Origin of the sequence: Bacillus sp. PAMC28748, from assembly GCF_014250415.1 — a bacterium.
GTDB classification, from domain to species: Bacteria; Bacillota; Bacilli; order Bacillales; family Bacillaceae; genus Bacillus; species Bacillus licheniformis.
In genome coordinates, this window is the sequence record NZ_CP060192.1 from 1,407,431 (window position 1) to 1,423,010 (window position 15,580).

The window sequence follows — 15,580 nt, forward strand, 5'->3', positions numbered from 1 at the left end:
ATGAGCTTTGCTCTTTTTTTATGAGGGGCCGCCATTTCACTTGGAAAATCAATTTGTGCTATAATAGCCCCTGTATATATAAAAATAATAGATCATACCATTTTGAAACATATTAACCTTACTAATGACTGAATTCTTGGAGGACGAGGAAATGGCTTTTGAGGATATCCCTTTCTTGCAGTACCTCGGCGATGCCGTTGATATTCTCCTTGTTTGGTACGTAATATATAAATTAATGATGGTCATCCGCGGGACAAAGGCGGTTCAGCTTTTAAAGGGAATCGTGGTCATTGTTCTCGTCAGGCTGGCCAGTCAATATTTAGGATTAAGCACCCTGCAGTGGCTGGTTGACCAGGCGATCACATGGGGGTTCCTGGCGATTATTATCATCTTCCAGCCTGAATTGAGGAGAGCGCTGGAACAGCTGGGGCGGGGGCGCTTTTTTTCGAGGAGCGGAACACCTGAGGAAGAGCAGCAGCAGAAAACGATTGATGCGATTACAAAAGCGATTAAATATATGGCGAAACGCCGGATTGGCGCGCTTCTGACAATTGAACGGGAGACGGGAATGGGCGATTACATAGAAACGGGGATCCCTTTGAATGCAAAGGTCAGCTCTGAGCTATTGATCAACATCTTTATTCCGAACACTCCGCTTCATGACGGAGCCGTGATTATGAAAAACGATGAGGTTGCTGCAGCTGCCTGCTACCTTCCGCTTTCTGAAAGCCCTTTTATTTCAAAAGAGCTTGGAACGAGGCACAGAGCAGCAGTGGGAATCAGTGAAGTGACCGACAGTCTGACGGTTGTTGTATCCGAAGAGACGGGCGGCATCAGCGTCGCCAAAAACGGAGACCTTCACCGTGATTTATCGGAAGAGGCATTGAAAAATATGCTTGAAGCGGAATTTAAGAAAAATTCGCGGGAAACTTCCTCAAATCGCTGGTATTGGAGGGCGAAGAAAAATGGATAAGTTCTTAAACAATCCCTGGGCTGTCAAAGTTGTCGCGTTATTGTTCGCGTTTCTTCTTTACTTTGCGGTCCACAGCGCTCAGGCGCCGACTCCGAAGAAACCAGGTGAATCGTTTTTCCCGACATCGACAACAGACGAAGCGACGCTCACCGATATACCGGTCAAATCGTTTTATGATGATGAAAACTACGTCGTAACAGGCGTGCCGCAGACGGTGAATGTCACGATTAAAGGCCCGACCGGAACCGTCAAGAAGGTCAGACAAGTGAAGGATTTTGAGATTTATGCCGACATGCAAAACCTGAAAACAGGCAGGCATAAAGTCGAGCTGAAGGCCAGAAATGTTGCCGACGGCCTCACTCTGACCATCAATCCATCGGTGACAACCGTGACGATCGAAGAAAAAACGACGAAGGAATTCCCGGTCGAGGTTGATTTTTATAATAAAAACAAAATGAAAGACGGCTACACGCCGGAGCTGCCGATCATCAACCCGAAAAACGTCAGCGTCACCGGCTCAAAAGCCGTGATCGACAGAATCCAGAACATCAAGGCGACGATCAATTTAGAGGGCGTCGACCAGACGGTTGAAAAAGAAGCCAAGCTTACAGTATACGACAAGGACGGAAATGTCCTGCCGGTTGAAGTCAGCCCTTCCGTCGTTAAAATCACCGTTCCGGTGACGAGCCCGAGCAAAAAGATTCCGGTCAAAGTTGACCGGAAAGGCAGCCTTCCGGACGGCATCAGCATTTCCAGCCTCGATATAAGTCCGGGAGAGGTGACCGTCTACGGGCCGCAAAATGTTCTTGATTCGTTAGAATTTGTCGAGGCCGACGAGATTGATTTAAGTAAAATAAAGGATGATACTGAATTGGAAGCCGGCATTAAAGTGCCGGACGGCGCTAAAAAGGTGTCACCCGAAAAAGTGAAAATCAAGGTGAAAGTTGACAAGGAAGAAGAGAAAAAACTGAAAAAAGTTTCAATTAAAACCGCGGGGCTGAATGACAGCCGGGATCTTGAATTTCTCGATCCGAAGTCAGGCAAGCTGGATATCACGGCAAAGGGCTCGACAGCCGCGATCGAAAAACTCCAGCCTTCCGACGTCGAGCTCTATGTCAATGTGGCGGATCTCGATGACGGCGAGCACAATGTAAAGCTGGAAGTAAACGGTCCGCAGAACATGACATGGTCGCTGCCGCGGCAAAGCATTCGAGTGAAAATCTCATCTCAAACAACCCAAAACGAAAAAAACAATGGTCAGGATGAAGAAGAAGAGAATCATTCTGAAAAGGATTCACAACCTTCATGAATCAAAAAGGAGCGATATTAATGGGCAAGTATTTTGGTACAGACGGTGTAAGAGGCGTGGCAAACAGTGAACTTACACCTGAGCTGGCCTTTAAAGTCGGACGCTTTGGCGGATATGTCCTAACAAAAGATAAGGAGCGTCCCAAGGTTCTGATCGGCCGTGACACGCGCATTTCAGGGCATATGCTGGAAGGGGCCCTTGTAGCAGGCCTTCTTTCGATAGGAGCAGAAGTCATGCGTCTCGGCGTGATTTCGACGCCCGGAGTCGCATATTTGACGAAGGCTATGGACGCGGAGGCGGGTGTGATGATTTCCGCTTCCCACAACCCTGTCCAGGACAACGGAATTAAGTTTTTCGGCGGCGACGGCTTTAAGCTTTCCGATGAACAGGAGCTTGAAATCGAGCGTCTGATGGATCAGCCGGAAGATCACCTGCCAAGGCCTGTAGGCGCTGATCTGGGCATGGTGAACGACTACTTTGAAGGCGGACAGAAATATTTGCAGTTTCTTAAGCAGTCTGCTGATGAAGACTTCACAGGCATTCATGTCGCGCTTGACTGTGCGCACGGGGCGACATCTTCGCTGGCGACCCACCTGTTTGCCGATCTTGACGCAGATGTATCGACGATGGGGACTTCTCCGAACGGATTAAACATCAATGACGGAGTCGGATCAACCCACCCTGAAGCCCTGGCAGAATTTGTGAAGGAAAAGGGAGCTGACGTCGGCATGGCGTTTGACGGGGATGGCGACCGCTTAATCGCTGTCGACGAAAAAGGGAATATCGTAGACGGCGATCAAATCATGTACATATGCGCGAAGTACTTGAAGAGCGAGGGGCGCCTGACGGACAATACCGTTGTCTCCACGGTGATGAGCAACCTCGGTTTCTACAAAGCGCTTGAAGCGGAAGGCATTAAAAGCGTTCAGACAGCGGTCGGCGACCGCTATGTAGTGGAGGCGATGAAAAAGGGCGGATTTACCCTCGGCGGAGAACAGTCGGGACACCTGATTTTCCTTGATTACAATACGACAGGCGACGGACTGCTTTCTGCGATCATGCTGATGAACACGATTAAAATGACAGGCAAGCCGCTGTCTGAGCTTGCGGCAGAGATGCAGAAGTTTCCGCAGCTCCTCTTGAATGTGAAAGTAACCGATAAACATAAAGTAACGGAAAACGAAAAGGTAAAAGCGGTCATCGAAGAAGTTGAGAAGGAAATGAACGGTGACGGCCGCATCCTTGTGCGCCCATCCGGCACCGAGCCGCTTGTCCGTGTCATGGCTGAAGCGAAAACGAAGGAGCTTTGCGAGAAGTACGTAGGCCGCATTGCAGATGTCGTGAAAGCTGAAATGGGAGCAGAGTAATTTTCCGCAGAAGACTGAAGAACGAGACATGCTGATTTCACATAAGATAAAGGGAACCGTTCAATCTTGGAAAAAATGTGAACCATTTTGAAAAATGTTTGACGGTTCCTTTAGCGTATAGTAAAATCAGCTTGTCTTGTTTAATTTATAAGGAAAGGCAGGGCAGAAAAATTTTTATAGTTATAGCGCCCGGACTAAGCGTACGGATGAAACAGCTTAGTTGACGAGGATGGAGGTTTATCGAATTTTCGGCGGATGCCTCCCGGCTGACCTCAAAGATCACAGCCGCAAGGATTTCCTCAAACCAAAGAGGCGACTCTTTGAACAAAGGGAAATTGCATGATCTTCCATAAAAAACATGTAGGAGGGGACGATGAAAGTCCCCGCCTGACAAGCAGACTTTCTTCGTCTCCTGCCTGCGACTTTAGGAGGAAGAAAATTATGTGTGGTATTGTAGGTTATATTGGCCAGCTTGATGCAAAGGAAATTTTACTTAAAGGTTTGGAGAAGCTGGAGTATCGCGGCTACGATTCAGCTGGAATCGCTGTAGCGAACGAAGACGGCGTACACGTGTTTAAAGAAAAAGGACGGATCGCCGATCTTCGCGCAGCCGTTGATGCAAACGTGAAGTCACAAGCGGGAATCGGACACACGCGCTGGGCGACTCACGGAGAACCGAGCCGTCTAAACGCTCATCCGCATCAAAGCGCATCAGGCCGTTTTACACTTGTTCATAACGGCGTCATCGAAAACTATGTTCAACTGACGCGCGAATATTTACACGATGTAACCCTTAAAAGCGATACGGATACAGAGGTTGTCGTTCAAGTGATCGAGCAATTCGTCAATAACGGCCTTGACACAGAAGAAGCGTTCCGCCAAACGCTCATGCTGCTCAAAGGCTCTTATGCGATTGCATTATTCGATCATGAAAACAAAGAAACAATCTATGTTGCGAAAAATAAAAGCCCGCTTCTTGTTGGCCTTGGAGACAATTTCAATGTTGTCGCGTCTGATGCGATGGCGATGCTTCAAGTGACAAACGAATACGTGGAGCTTATGGATAAAGAAATGGTGATTGTCACAGACAAAAAAGTCGTGATCAAAAACCTCGACGGAGAATTGATGTCACGTGCCTCATATATTGCAGAGCTTGATGCGAGCGATATCGAAAAAGGCACATACCCTCACTACATGTTAAAAGAAATCGATGAACAGCCGCTTGTCATGCGGAAAATCATTCAGACGTACCAAGATGAAAACGGCAAGCTCTCCATTCCTGGAGACATTTCAAACGCTGTTGCTGAAGCCGACCGCGTCTATATCATCGCCTGCGGAACTAGCTACCATGCAGGTCTTGTCGGCAAGCAATTTATTGAAACATGGGCGAAAGTTCCGGCTGAAGTCCATGTCGCAAGCGAATTCTCTTACAATATGCCATTGCTTTCTGAGAAGCCGCTGTTTATCTTTATTTCTCAAAGCGGAGAAACGGCTGACAGCCGCGCGGTTCTCGTACAGGTGAAAAAGCTCGGACACAAAGCGCTGACATTGACCAACGTACCGGGATCTACGCTTTCCCGTGAAGCGGACTATACGCTTTTACTGAATGCCGGCCCTGAAATCGCGGTAGCGTCAACAAAAGCATATACGGCGCAAATCGCCGTTCTCGCAATTTTGGCAGCCGTGACTGCGGAAAGCCGCGGCAAAGAACTCGGCTTTGATCTTGTCAAAGAGCTCGGCATTATCGGAAACGCGATGGAAGCCCTTTGCGACCAAAAAGACGAAATGGAAATGATCGCCCGTGAATACTTGACCGTAACACGCAATGCATTTTTCATCGGCCGCGGCCTCGACTATTTCGTCTGCCTCGAAGGATCCCTGAAGCTGAAAGAGATTTCTTACATTCAAGCTGAAGGCTTCGCCGGCGGCGAATTGAAGCACGGTACGATCGCATTGATCGAAGACGGCACACCGGTCATCGCCCTTGCGACACAGGAGCACGTCAACTTAAGCATCCGCGGAAACGTCAAAGAAGTGACAGCCCGCGGCGCCAACCCTTGCGTGATCTCCCTGAAAGGCCTGGAAGAAGCAGACGACCGCTTCGTCCTGCCTGAAGTGCATCCGGAGCTCGCACCGCTCGTCTCCGTCATCCCGCTGCAGCTGATCGCATACTACGCAGCGCTGCACCGCGGCTGTGACGTTGATAAGCCACGGAACCTGGCGAAGAGTGTGACGGTGGAGTAGGAGTCGGTTGAAATAAAAGTTTGTACCCCTCTTGGATTGGATGATCTGGAGGGGTATTTTTATGTTTGAAAGAGGAATAAGTCTTATCAAAAATCGAAGTGCGCTAGATTGTAAGTGAAGCGCACAGCGGAATGCCGGGGCGGTTTGGACGATGCTCGTATATATACTTATCTTTTAAGGAAGTGTAACCATGAACAATGAAACGTACATTGAAGTTAACAGAACATCGCAGCTTATGAATAAAATGAGAAAATTTACAGTGCTGATTGATGGTGTCGAGGCTGGAAAAATCAAAGATGGCGGGAGACTGCGAATTGATTTGGAGCCTGGCGAACATGAGATCCAAGTGAAAATTGATTGGTGTGTAAGCCAAGCTTTGAGGTTTACTTTAGATGAAGGAGAAGTGTTAAAGTTTAGATGCGGAAGTCCGGTTCGTGGGTGGAAGATGTTCTTCGGACTTTTTTATGTATTGGCCGATCCAGAGAAATACTCGTTTATTGAACTGGAAGAATAGGCGATTGAAAGACGGCCTTGGTCTTCATCATCCCCATCAAACGCTGCACCGTAACAACCTGACTAGGAGTGTGACGGTGCAGTTTTTTTATCCGAGGATGAATATGAAGCGGTGTCAATGATGGAAAAAAGCCCTATCCTATTTAAAACACTTTATTTCTATAAATCCGAATCGACAGAAGCCATGAACACCCATACAGCGTAATAATTGATATGGCAACGATCAGATAGAGAAAAGTATTTTGTAAGGTTAGAAGCATGTGAATGAACTCTCTAATTTGATCGTTCAAATTTTGGACGAGAAAGTTAATCGTTAGCATATATAAGCCAAATGCAGCAATAGAAGCAATCACGAGATAGTTGCTTTTGAATTTATAACAGAATGGCAGCATGAATGAAGCAGCTGTCATCACAATGGCAACCATTAGCAAGATGTCTTTCCAGATCGTAAATTCCCGGTGAATGATGAAGTGTACGATAAATATGGCTGCAGCCACCATAGATGTAAAGAGAACGACGACAATATACTTTGAACTGACAATCTCTTTCCGTGTATAAGGCAAAGAATTGAGAAGCATATGTATAGAAGACTTTTCATCTATTGAAAAGGCATACATCGATATAACTATACTAAATACAACCCCAACCCAGATTGGAGAAATATCTAACATTAAATAAACACATAATACCAAAAACGAAGCCGCCAATGTTTTTTTCTGCAAGATAATATCTTTAAGAATTAAGTTGAACATGTTCTTTGGCTCCTTTCTTCGTATAGAACATAATATCTTCAAGGGTCGGTTTTTCTATTAACGCCATGTCCCCAAAGATTTTTTCTGTTCGTGATTTATTCGCAGTCAATGCTTCAAATCCATGAGTTGATTTTCGAACCGCTATAAATTCCTGTTCGGTCTCCCGGTCTAACAACTCCATTCCGCCTTTTACAATTGCATATTGTTCCTCAATTTCGTAAAAGTCCTTTGTAAAGATGTGCTCTCCTTTATCAATGAACGTGATATAATCTGCAATCTTATCTAAATCAGTTGTAATATGAGTCGAAAAAAAGATCGTCTTATCCCCATCTTGCATGAGCTGATGCAAGATTTCCAACAGCTCCCGGCGGAAAATCGGGTCGAGTCCGGACGTCGGTTCATCCATAATAATTAATTCCGCATGATGGGACAAAGCAACGGTTAATGATGCTTTCATTATCATCCCTTTTGAGAACGTCTTGATTTTTTTTGTGAGCGGCAAGTTAAATGTGTTCACATAATCATTAAATACTTGTTCATCCCAATTGACATAGGATCTTTTCACAATATCTTTCATTTCAGCTAACGTTAAATGTTCATAAAATATGTTGGAATCAAATACAAAGCCAATACGTTGTTTGATTTCTTTCTCATGCTCCTTGTAATTCATGCCAAATACCGTAATTGTTCCGCTGTCAGGCTGCAATAAGTTCATGATCAGTTTAATCGTTGTCGATTTTCCCACGCCATTTCCGCCGATAAATCCGGTGATAAAACCTTTTTTTACATTCATCGAAAAGTCCTTGAGCTGGAAACCATCGAACGATTTATGAACATGCCGGAGTTCAATTACATTGTCCATCATTCTTCCTCCTGATATAAAATGGTAAGCAAGTCTTTTAATTCTGTAAGGGTAACGCCTATGTCTTTGCTGTTTTTTATCACTGCCGACAATTGCTCTTCGATGGCTTTCATTTTTCCTTCTTTCATTATTTCGTCATTCTGATCTGATACAAAAGAGCCTTTCCCGACTACGGAATAAATGAACCCATTCTTCTCCAGTTCTTCATAAGCGCGCTTTGACGTAATAAGACTGACATTCATGTCCTTTGCCAATTGGCGCATAGAAGGCAGCGGCTGTCCGGGTTTCAATTCATTCGCAAGAATTTGATCCTTAATTTGGGTGTAAATTTGTTCATAAATGGGTTGCTTTGAACTATTCGAAATTATAATTTTCATTTTAAACCCTCTTTTGTTTATATACAATATACACAATATGTACAATATACACAAAGATTGCTTGAATGGCAACGATTTTTTTATTCTTTGGGGAGTGAATTGTCAGCCAGAATTTGATGTTAAGAATAAAAGGGCACAATACATATTGACAATTTTCGATATGAAGATATAATGATTGGTATGGAACCTATTGAAATTTTCAAAGCTTTATCAAATGAATCAAGGCTGCAAATTTTGCAATGGCTGAAGGAGCCTGATCGTCATTTTAAGCCCCATGAAGGGATTGATATGAACACAATCGGGGTGTGTGTCAGCCAAATCACGGACAAATTGAAAATGACGCAATCGACGGCTTCCCAATATCTCGCGATCCTTTTAAGAGCCGGCCTGATTAAGGCGGAGCGAATCGGAAAGTATACGTACTACAAAAGAGACGAAGAGGCCATTGGAAAGCTTGCTGACTTTCTTAAAACAGAGATATGATGAGCATTAAAAAATAAACATCTCTTGATGATGTTTATTTTTACACCATACATATCGACATATTTCGATGTGTTTATTTTTTAATTTTACATATCGTTATTTCGTGATATGTAAATGTATAATGTGATAAAGGAGCGAACGATAATGTTTAGCACTTGGAAAATTTATCTTTTAGCAATCATCAGTTTTTTGGTAGGGACCTCAGAGTACATCATTTCCGGTATTTTGGATCAGATCGCCCACACACTCGGGATAACTTTAGCTGCAGCGGGGCAGCTCATTACGATCTTTTCACTGGTGTATGCTGTTTTCACCCCGGTCCTGATGGCGTTGACGGCAAGTATGGATAGGCGCAAGTTAATGATGTATGCTCTCGGTTTGTTTGTGATAGGAAATATTTTGGCTTTTACCCTGCCTGGTTATGGTTGGTTTGTTGCAGCGCGTGTCGTTATGGCTTTGGGGGCAGGCATGGTTGTGGTCACGGCCTTAACGATTGCCGCCAAGATCGCACCGGCGGGTAAGCAGGGCAGTGCAATTGCTACAGTCGTCATGGGGTTTACCGCTTCTTTGATTATAGGTGTTCCACTCGGAAGAATGACGGCAGAAGCATTAGGGTGGAAGTCTGTATTTGGGGGAATTGCTTTATTGGGATTCATCGCAATGATTGTTCTATTCTTAACATTGCCGCATACTGAAGGCGATAAGCCCGTCCCTTTGCTTCAGCAGCTTTCCCTTTTAAAGAAACGGAAAGTAGCGATGGGGTTATCGGTCACTTTTTTCTGGCTCGGAGGATATTCCGTTGCATATACTTATCTGTCTCCTTACCTTCTGACCGTTTCAGGGATCAGCGGCAATTTGCTCAGCGGCGTTTTGCTTATATTTGGAATCGCCAGCTTGGTTGGATCGAAGTTTGGCGGATATAGCACTGATAAATGGGGAGTTCCTTTTACGCTCGTTGGCGGGATGGCGCTGCATATCATCGCACTGATTTTGCTGTCGCTTGTCACCCATTCCTATGTCGGAGTACTGTTGATTCTCATATTATGGTCGTTCGCCGCATGGTCTACCGGCCCGACGCAGCAATATCACTTAGCGACGCTTGAACCCGAATTGTCAGGTGTATTGCTCGGCATCAATCAATCGATGATGCAATTCGCCATGGCCGCAGGTGCAGGAATCGGAGGGATTTTTGTAGAAAAAGTGTCGCTGGCTTCTATTACGTGGTTTGGGGCATTGGGGGTTATGATTGCGATTGTTGTTGTTTTGACGACCTTCAGTTCACGGAAAGCAGCACATGTAAGAGAAATCAGTTCATAATAGCCTTGATTGGTGTTGAAGATTCAAGGGTTTCATTCGTCATATCTTACCTGCTTTTTTGAGCCTGACAGGCAGCGCTGAGCCGAAAAATCTAGCATCCGCTCGCTGTAAAACGAGCGGATGTTTTTTTACTCAGCTAAAATCCGCAAATAAGCTTTCCAAGGTCCGACATCATCCTGATACCGCTTCGCCAGCACTCTTGCGATTTGCGAGAGGTGAGTGAGATCGTGGGCAACCCAAGTTGAGATCTATTCTCTAAGCTTGACGATTCCAAACTCCGGGTGCATCCCCGTTTGTTCGAAGTCGGTTTCAGGATCAAGAATCTGCCGCAATGTTTTCAGATTCGCCCGTCTGATTTCAGCAAATTCGTTAAGCAGCTGTTCAATCGTTTTCCCGTCGTTTTGATTCAACTGGCTGAAGCGGTCGAACGGCGGAAAAGTTTCCGTTGCTCCTTTTGTCACGATCATTTTGATTCGGGGCAACCAGTTGTTTTTTTCTCCCTCAATCAGATGGCCGACTACATCAAAGGCGTTCCAAGTGTCTTCGCCTTCATCGCAGCTGATCCAGGGGTTTGATAATCCGGTCAGCAGCTGACTCAATGTTTGTGGTGTGCGCTCCAGGATTTCGATGGCTTCCTCGAGTTGAAAGTTCATGTGAATGACCTCCTCCTTTTATAAAAGATCACGTCAACTGCCGCTCAGCAAACTCCCGATACAGCGCATGCGAAGCAATCAGCTCATGGTGCCGTCCCCGCCCTGTAATCTCGCCTTTTTCGATAAACATAATTTGGTCCGCGTTCACGATTGTCGATAGCCGGTGGGCGATGACGAAGGTGGTGCGGCCTTCCATGAGGCGGGCAAGCGCCTGCTGGACGATGGCTTCTGATTGGCTGTCGAGGCTGGCCGTCGCTTCGTCCATCATTAAAATTTTCGGGTCGCGCAGGAAGGCGCGGGCGATGGCGATCCGCTGTCTCTGTCCGCCGGACAGCTTGACGCCGCGTTCGCCGACTTCTGTATCAAGCTGCTCAGGGAATTGTTTAATAAATGTATCGGCATACGCCATTTCCGCGACTTTCCACAGTTCTTGATCATCAATGCTGTCGGCGTGATCCAAGCCGTAGCATAAGTTCTCACGGATGGTGCCGGACATCATCGGGCTGTCTTGAGATACGTAGCCGATCTGGCTGCGCCACGATTTCATCGACAGCTTGCTGATCGGTGTTTCCCCGATGTTAATGGCTCCTGAGTCCGGTTCGTAAAATCGTTCCAAGAGGCCGAACATCGTGGTTTTTCCGCCGCCGCTCGGACCGACAAACGCAATCATCTGCCCGGGATCGACGTCGAAAGATACCCCGCGTAAGACCGGCTCGCCACCGGCGTAAGTGAAAGTTACATTCTCGACATGTATCGGCAGATTGGAGATGTCCATCTCAAGCCCTTCCTGGCCTTCTTCCTCTTCAGAATGCATAATCTCGATGATCCGCTCTGTTGCCCCTTTTGCTTTTTGCAGCTGAGTGAAAAACATTGTGAACGATGTGATCGGGAAAATGATTTGAAACAGATAAAGCAAAAAGGCGATCAGCGAGCCTGCCGACATCGTCCCTTCAGAGACGCGGATGCCGCCGTAGCCGATGATGGCGACGATCACAATCATAATGACAAGGTGCATGAACGGGGAGACGAGCGCGAATATCCGAGCTTCCTTGAGGCCGTATTGAAAGAGCTTTGAAATGCCTGATAACCCTTTCATTTTTTCTGTATGCTCGGCGTTTGATGCTTTCATCAATCTGATTTCGCTTAATGTCTGCTGGACATGTCCGGTGAAGGAAGCTGTTTCATCCTGCATTGTTTTGGAAATGCGCTGCATTTTCATGCCGAGCGGGATCATGATGAAGGTCGTGATCGGAACGGAGATCAGCATAAGAAGCGTCATTTTCCAATCCATGATCAGCAGAATGACCACAGATCCGACAATGGTGATGATTCCGGAAACAAACTGCGGAAAATGGTCGGAAATCAAGCTTTCAACAATGCCGGTATCATTGACAACTCGGCTGACGGTTTCGCCGCTCGTCTTTTCGTCAAAGTAGCGGACAGGAAGGCGCAGCAGCTTGAACCACATGCGCTCCCGCAGGGAAGCGACCACTTTCTGCCCGGCGTAAGAAAGAAAATAGGTCGAAAACCCGTCGCAGACCGCTTGAACGATAAAAACGAGCGCAAGGATTCCCGATAAGGCCAGATTGATCGAATTGGCGGAAAAGCCGTCAACCATTTCCCTTGTCAACAGCGGAATGGACAAGCCGACCAAAGTCGTGACGAGGCTTGCGGTCAAACCGGCGCTTAAAGCCAGCCTGGGTACGCCGGATGTGAGAATCATTGAGAAAAACGGTTTCATGCTATTGTTGTTTTCTGTTTTCATTTAATAAACTCCTTATCGATATAATGTCAAAGAAGTTGATGGCGCAAGCTGTAACGCATCATAATACGATATAGACAGCTGAAAGTTCCCGATCATTGCCGATTTTAACTCCATACTAAAAGTTTGACAGATGACATAATTGTAACTATTATTGTTACATATAGTTGATTGGGTGACAAGAAAGGAAGAAAAACATGACAATAAATATTAAAGTATATTCCGATTATGTCTGTCCATTCTGTTTTCTCGGAAAAGACCAGCTCGAAAAAGCGATCGAAGGCAAAGATGTGGAAGTCGAGTGGCTGCCATTCGAACTGAGGCCGCGCCCATCGGAGCAGCTTGATCCGTTAAACGACCCGGCCAAATTGGCGATGTGGGACGGCGCCATTAAGCCGCGAATCGAGGCTTGGGGCGTCAATATGAAGCTGCCGAACGTCTCTCCGCATCCTTATACAGATCTGGCTCATGAAGGCTATCACTTCGCAAAAGAACACGGTAAAGGGAAAGCGTACAATGACCGGGTTTACAAAGCGTTTTTTCAGGAAGAGCAGGATATCGGCGACATCGACGTATTAACGTCGCTGGCCAAAGAAGCCGGACTGGATGAACATGCTTTTAAAGAAGCTTTAAGCGCAAGAACATATCAGGACGTGCAGCGGAAGGCGCTCCAACACGCTTACGAAGAAGCCGGCATCACGGCCGTTCCGACTTTTATCATCGGCAATGAGCGGATTGCCGGAGCCGCGGCGAAGGAAGTGTTTGAACAGGCGATCGAAAAAGAAAGCAGACAAAAACCTGTTGACGGCTTGCAGTGCGATCTTGACGGAAACAACTGCTAAGCAGGAAAAATGAGCGATTTGAAGAACCCTTTAATAGGGTTCTTTTTTATAAAGGAAAGAAGAGGGAAGACAGTTGACACTTCATCATTTTATTGCAGCCGATCGGGAGCTTCCGCTGGGGAGCTTCCGAGACCAAACAGAAGAAGGTTTGATTAGCATCGTTAAGCTTGATCCAGGATACGAAATGGTCAAAACAAAACTCAGCAAGCCGTTTGTATATGAGGCAACCGGCTGTTTACATAGACCCGGAAATGACATAAGGGCGCTATTCAGCTATATCAATTCAAATATTCCCGAGGGTGAAGATATAGAAGTTTACTCTTGCTGGGACGGTGAGGAAGACAAAGAAAAAGACGACCGCTTAGACTTTTTCATTGATATAGAGAACCTTCAGCTGGGCAAGCATGTCAAGCTGGATAAAAAGAAATACATCGATGAAATTGCCGGCCTGTTTTATTTCGAGGAGCGGCAGCTGGTCAAGATTCGCAAATAAAACACTTGTTGGCACAGGGTTTCCACGGTTTTTTTCGTCGTTTCATTTAGATATCCAATCAAGGAGGAATCAAGATGTCCGATCACAAAGCGGTACACAGCGTTCAAGCGAAAGCGGAGGGGAAAACTCTGGTCATGGAGCGGAGTTTCGAGGCGCCACGGGAGCTGGTGTTTAAGGCTTTTTCTGGGTCAGTGCATTTGGAAAGCTGGTGGGGGCCGAAAGGATGGCAGACTGCCAACAGCAGGTTTGAGTTTCAGCCGGATGGCGTATGGCTTTACTGTATGGAATGCAGAGATCAAAACCAAGGCGAATTCTATGGCCGGAAATCTTGCGGCAAGGCTGTTTTTCAAGAGATTGCGGCGCCGGAAAAGATCGTGTACACGGATATGTTTACAGACGAGGAAGGGAATGTTGTTCCCGGCATGCCGGAGATTTTGAATGAGGTTTATTTTCAAGAGCGCGACGTGGGGACAAAACTGATTACACGCTCACATTTTTCTTCTCCGAAAGAGCTTCAACAGCTGCTGGATAAGGGGATGGTCGAAGGCTTTTCTTCACAGCTGGAGCGCCTTGAAGACTACCTGAAAGCCATTCGCTAAAAGAAGGAGGACATGTCGATGACGTTTTTAGAGCATTTCATATAACCGTGTATTCGCGGACCTCCTCATCAAGATTTACTACAACAATCAAAAAGAGGAGGTATATACATGCGTACAGAGCAGGAAATCATCGATTTGGTGCTGAAGGTCGCACGGGAGGACAGCCGTGTCAGAGCGGTCGGCATGAACGGCTCGCGGACGAACCCAAACGTCCCGCGGACGAACCCAAACGTCCCGAAGGACCCTTTTCGCGATTATGATATTGTCTATGTTGTAACAGATATGCAGTCTTTTCTCGATGAGCCGGGCTTGGTGGACGTTTTTGGAGAGCGGATCATCATGCAGACGCCGGAAGCGATGGAGCTGTTTCCGAATGAGCTTGGCAACCGCTTTTCGTATTTGATGTTATTTACAGACGGCAGCCGCATTGATTTGATTCTTGTGCCGCTTGAAGAAAAGCTGGAATATAGCAGGGAAGACGGCTTGACCGTGATCCTGTTGGATAAGGATCAGGATCTGCCCGTCATCCCGCCGCCGACGGATCGGGAATATTGGGTGCAAAAACCGTCCCCGCAATGCTTCGCCGACTGCTGCAATGAATTTTGGTGGACATCGACATATGTGGCCAAAGGCTTGTGGCGGCAGGAAATTCTTTATGCACTCGATCATTTAAATCTCGTCAGGGCCATGCTGTTGAAAATGCTCGAATGGAAGGTCGGCTTTGAAACGGGCTTTTCGCTGAGCATAGGCAAAAATGCAAAATTTTTGGATCGCTATGTTGATCAAAATACGTGGGAAAGGCTTTTGGAGACGTATCCGCCAGCTGATTATAAGCGGGTATGGAACAGTTTGTTTAAGATGTGGGAGCTGTTTGAAGAGACAGCAGCAGCAGTTGCTGAACATCTGAATGAACAATACCTTTTCGCAGAAGCGGAGAAAGTCAGACAGTATCTGAGGCGCGTTCAGCAGCTGAAACCTGATGCAAAGGAAATTGACTAATCAAATGATGGCCGCACTCCCGGCAGGTGAGCCGG

General features: G+C 46.4%; 16 protein-coding genes. 11 read left to right on the forward strand and 5 right to left on the reverse strand.

Annotation, left to right across the window (positions count from 1 at the left end):
- Positions 1–151 precede the first annotated feature (151 nt).
- The 5 genes from cdaA to H7F26_RS07280 all read left to right on the forward strand — a co-directional run bounded on the left by cdaA (position 152) and on the right by H7F26_RS07280 (position 6,407).
- Positions 152–973, forward strand: a complete 822-nt coding sequence (cdaA, locus tag H7F26_RS07260; protein WP_003178443.1) for a diadenylate cyclase CdaA — start codon at positions 152–154, stop codon at positions 971–973.
- Positions 966–2,282, forward strand: coding sequence for a CdaR family protein (locus H7F26_RS07265; RefSeq protein ID WP_016886233.1), 1,317 nt, complete (start codon positions 966–968; stop codon positions 2,280–2,282). The genes cdaA and H7F26_RS07265 overlap by 8 nt, the downstream gene beginning before the upstream one ends.
- 20 nt (positions 2,283–2,302) lie before the next feature.
- Positions 2,303–3,649, forward strand: a complete 1,347-nt coding sequence (gene glmM, locus H7F26_RS07270) for a phosphoglucosamine mutase (RefSeq protein WP_011197484.1) — start codon at positions 2,303–2,305, stop codon at positions 3,647–3,649.
- Between the two features lie 441 nt (positions 3,650–4,090).
- On the forward strand, positions 4,091–5,893 hold the full coding sequence (glmS, locus tag H7F26_RS07275; RefSeq protein WP_003178449.1) for a glutamine--fructose-6-phosphate transaminase (isomerizing): 1,803 nt from the start codon (positions 4,091–4,093) through the stop codon (positions 5,891–5,893).
- A gap of 190 nt (positions 5,894–6,083) precedes the next feature.
- Positions 6,084–6,407 carry a hypothetical protein gene (locus tag H7F26_RS07280; RefSeq protein WP_003178452.1) on the forward strand — a complete coding sequence of 108 codons (324 nt, stop codon included), beginning with the start codon at positions 6,084–6,086 and terminating at the stop codon, positions 6,405–6,407.
- A gap of 142 nt (positions 6,408–6,549) precedes the next feature.
- On the opposite strand, the gene H7F26_RS07285 is transcribed toward H7F26_RS07280, so the two are convergent.
- The 3 genes from H7F26_RS07285 to H7F26_RS07295 are packed head-to-tail and all read right to left on the reverse strand — an operon-like array spanning position 6,550 to position 8,397.
- Positions 6,550–7,158, reverse strand: coding sequence for an ABC-2 transporter permease (locus H7F26_RS07285; protein ID WP_003178454.1), 609 nt, complete (start codon positions 7,156–7,158; stop codon positions 6,550–6,552).
- The gene (locus H7F26_RS07290; protein WP_025805337.1) at positions 7,139–8,020 is read right to left on the reverse strand and encodes an ABC transporter ATP-binding protein; all 882 of its coding nucleotides are present in this window, start codon (positions 8,018–8,020) and stop codon (positions 7,139–7,141) included. Before H7F26_RS07290 ends, H7F26_RS07285 begins: the two co-directional genes overlap by 20 nt.
- Positions 8,020–8,397: a GntR family transcriptional regulator gene (locus H7F26_RS07295; RefSeq protein WP_009330329.1), complete on the reverse strand. Its 378-nt coding sequence runs from the start codon at positions 8,395–8,397 to the stop codon at positions 8,020–8,022. Before H7F26_RS07295 ends, H7F26_RS07290 begins: the two co-directional genes overlap by 1 nt.
- A 180-nt stretch (positions 8,398–8,577) precedes the next feature.
- On the opposite strand from H7F26_RS07295, the gene H7F26_RS07300 reads away from it, so the two are divergent.
- On the forward strand, positions 8,578–8,880 hold the full coding sequence (locus H7F26_RS07300; RefSeq protein WP_003178460.1) for an ArsR/SmtB family transcription factor: 303 nt from the start codon (positions 8,578–8,580) through the stop codon (positions 8,878–8,880).
- 144 nt (positions 8,881–9,024) lie between these two features.
- Entirely contained in the window at positions 9,025–10,197 is a 1,173-nt protein-coding gene (locus H7F26_RS07305; protein WP_003178463.1) for an MFS transporter, read from the forward strand.
- A gap of 248 nt (positions 10,198–10,445) precedes the next feature.
- Here the strand turns inward: H7F26_RS07305 and H7F26_RS07310 are convergent, their stop codons facing one another.
- Positions 10,446–10,850: a DinB family protein gene (locus H7F26_RS07310; protein ID WP_003178466.1), complete on the reverse strand. Its 405-nt coding sequence runs from the start codon at positions 10,848–10,850 to the stop codon at positions 10,446–10,448.
- 28 nt (positions 10,851–10,878) lie between these two features.
- Positions 10,879–12,615, reverse strand: a complete 1,737-nt coding sequence (locus H7F26_RS07315; protein WP_003178468.1) for an ABC transporter ATP-binding protein — start codon at positions 12,613–12,615, stop codon at positions 10,879–10,881.
- 194 nt (positions 12,616–12,809) lie between these two features.
- On the opposite strand from H7F26_RS07315, the gene H7F26_RS07320 reads away from it, so the two are divergent.
- The 4 genes from H7F26_RS07320 (at position 12,810) to H7F26_RS07335 (ending at position 15,545) form a co-directional block, all read left to right on the forward strand.
- Positions 12,810–13,454: a DsbA family oxidoreductase gene (locus H7F26_RS07320; protein ID WP_003178469.1), complete on the forward strand. Its 645-nt coding sequence runs from the start codon at positions 12,810–12,812 to the stop codon at positions 13,452–13,454.
- Between the two features lie 73 nt (positions 13,455–13,527).
- Positions 13,528–13,947, forward strand: a complete 420-nt coding sequence (locus H7F26_RS07325) for a hypothetical protein (protein ID WP_003178471.1) — start codon at positions 13,528–13,530, stop codon at positions 13,945–13,947.
- 74 nt (positions 13,948–14,021) lie between these two features.
- On the forward strand, positions 14,022–14,546 hold the full coding sequence (locus H7F26_RS07330) for an SRPBCC family protein (RefSeq protein ID WP_003178473.1): 525 nt from the start codon (positions 14,022–14,024) through the stop codon (positions 14,544–14,546).
- Positions 14,547–14,654: 108 nt separating this feature from the next.
- Positions 14,655–15,545 carry an aminoglycoside 6-adenylyltransferase gene (locus tag H7F26_RS07335; RefSeq protein WP_185855244.1) on the forward strand — a complete coding sequence of 297 codons (891 nt, stop codon included), beginning with the start codon at positions 14,655–14,657 and terminating at the stop codon, positions 15,543–15,545.
- Positions 15,546–15,580 lie beyond the last annotated feature (35 nt).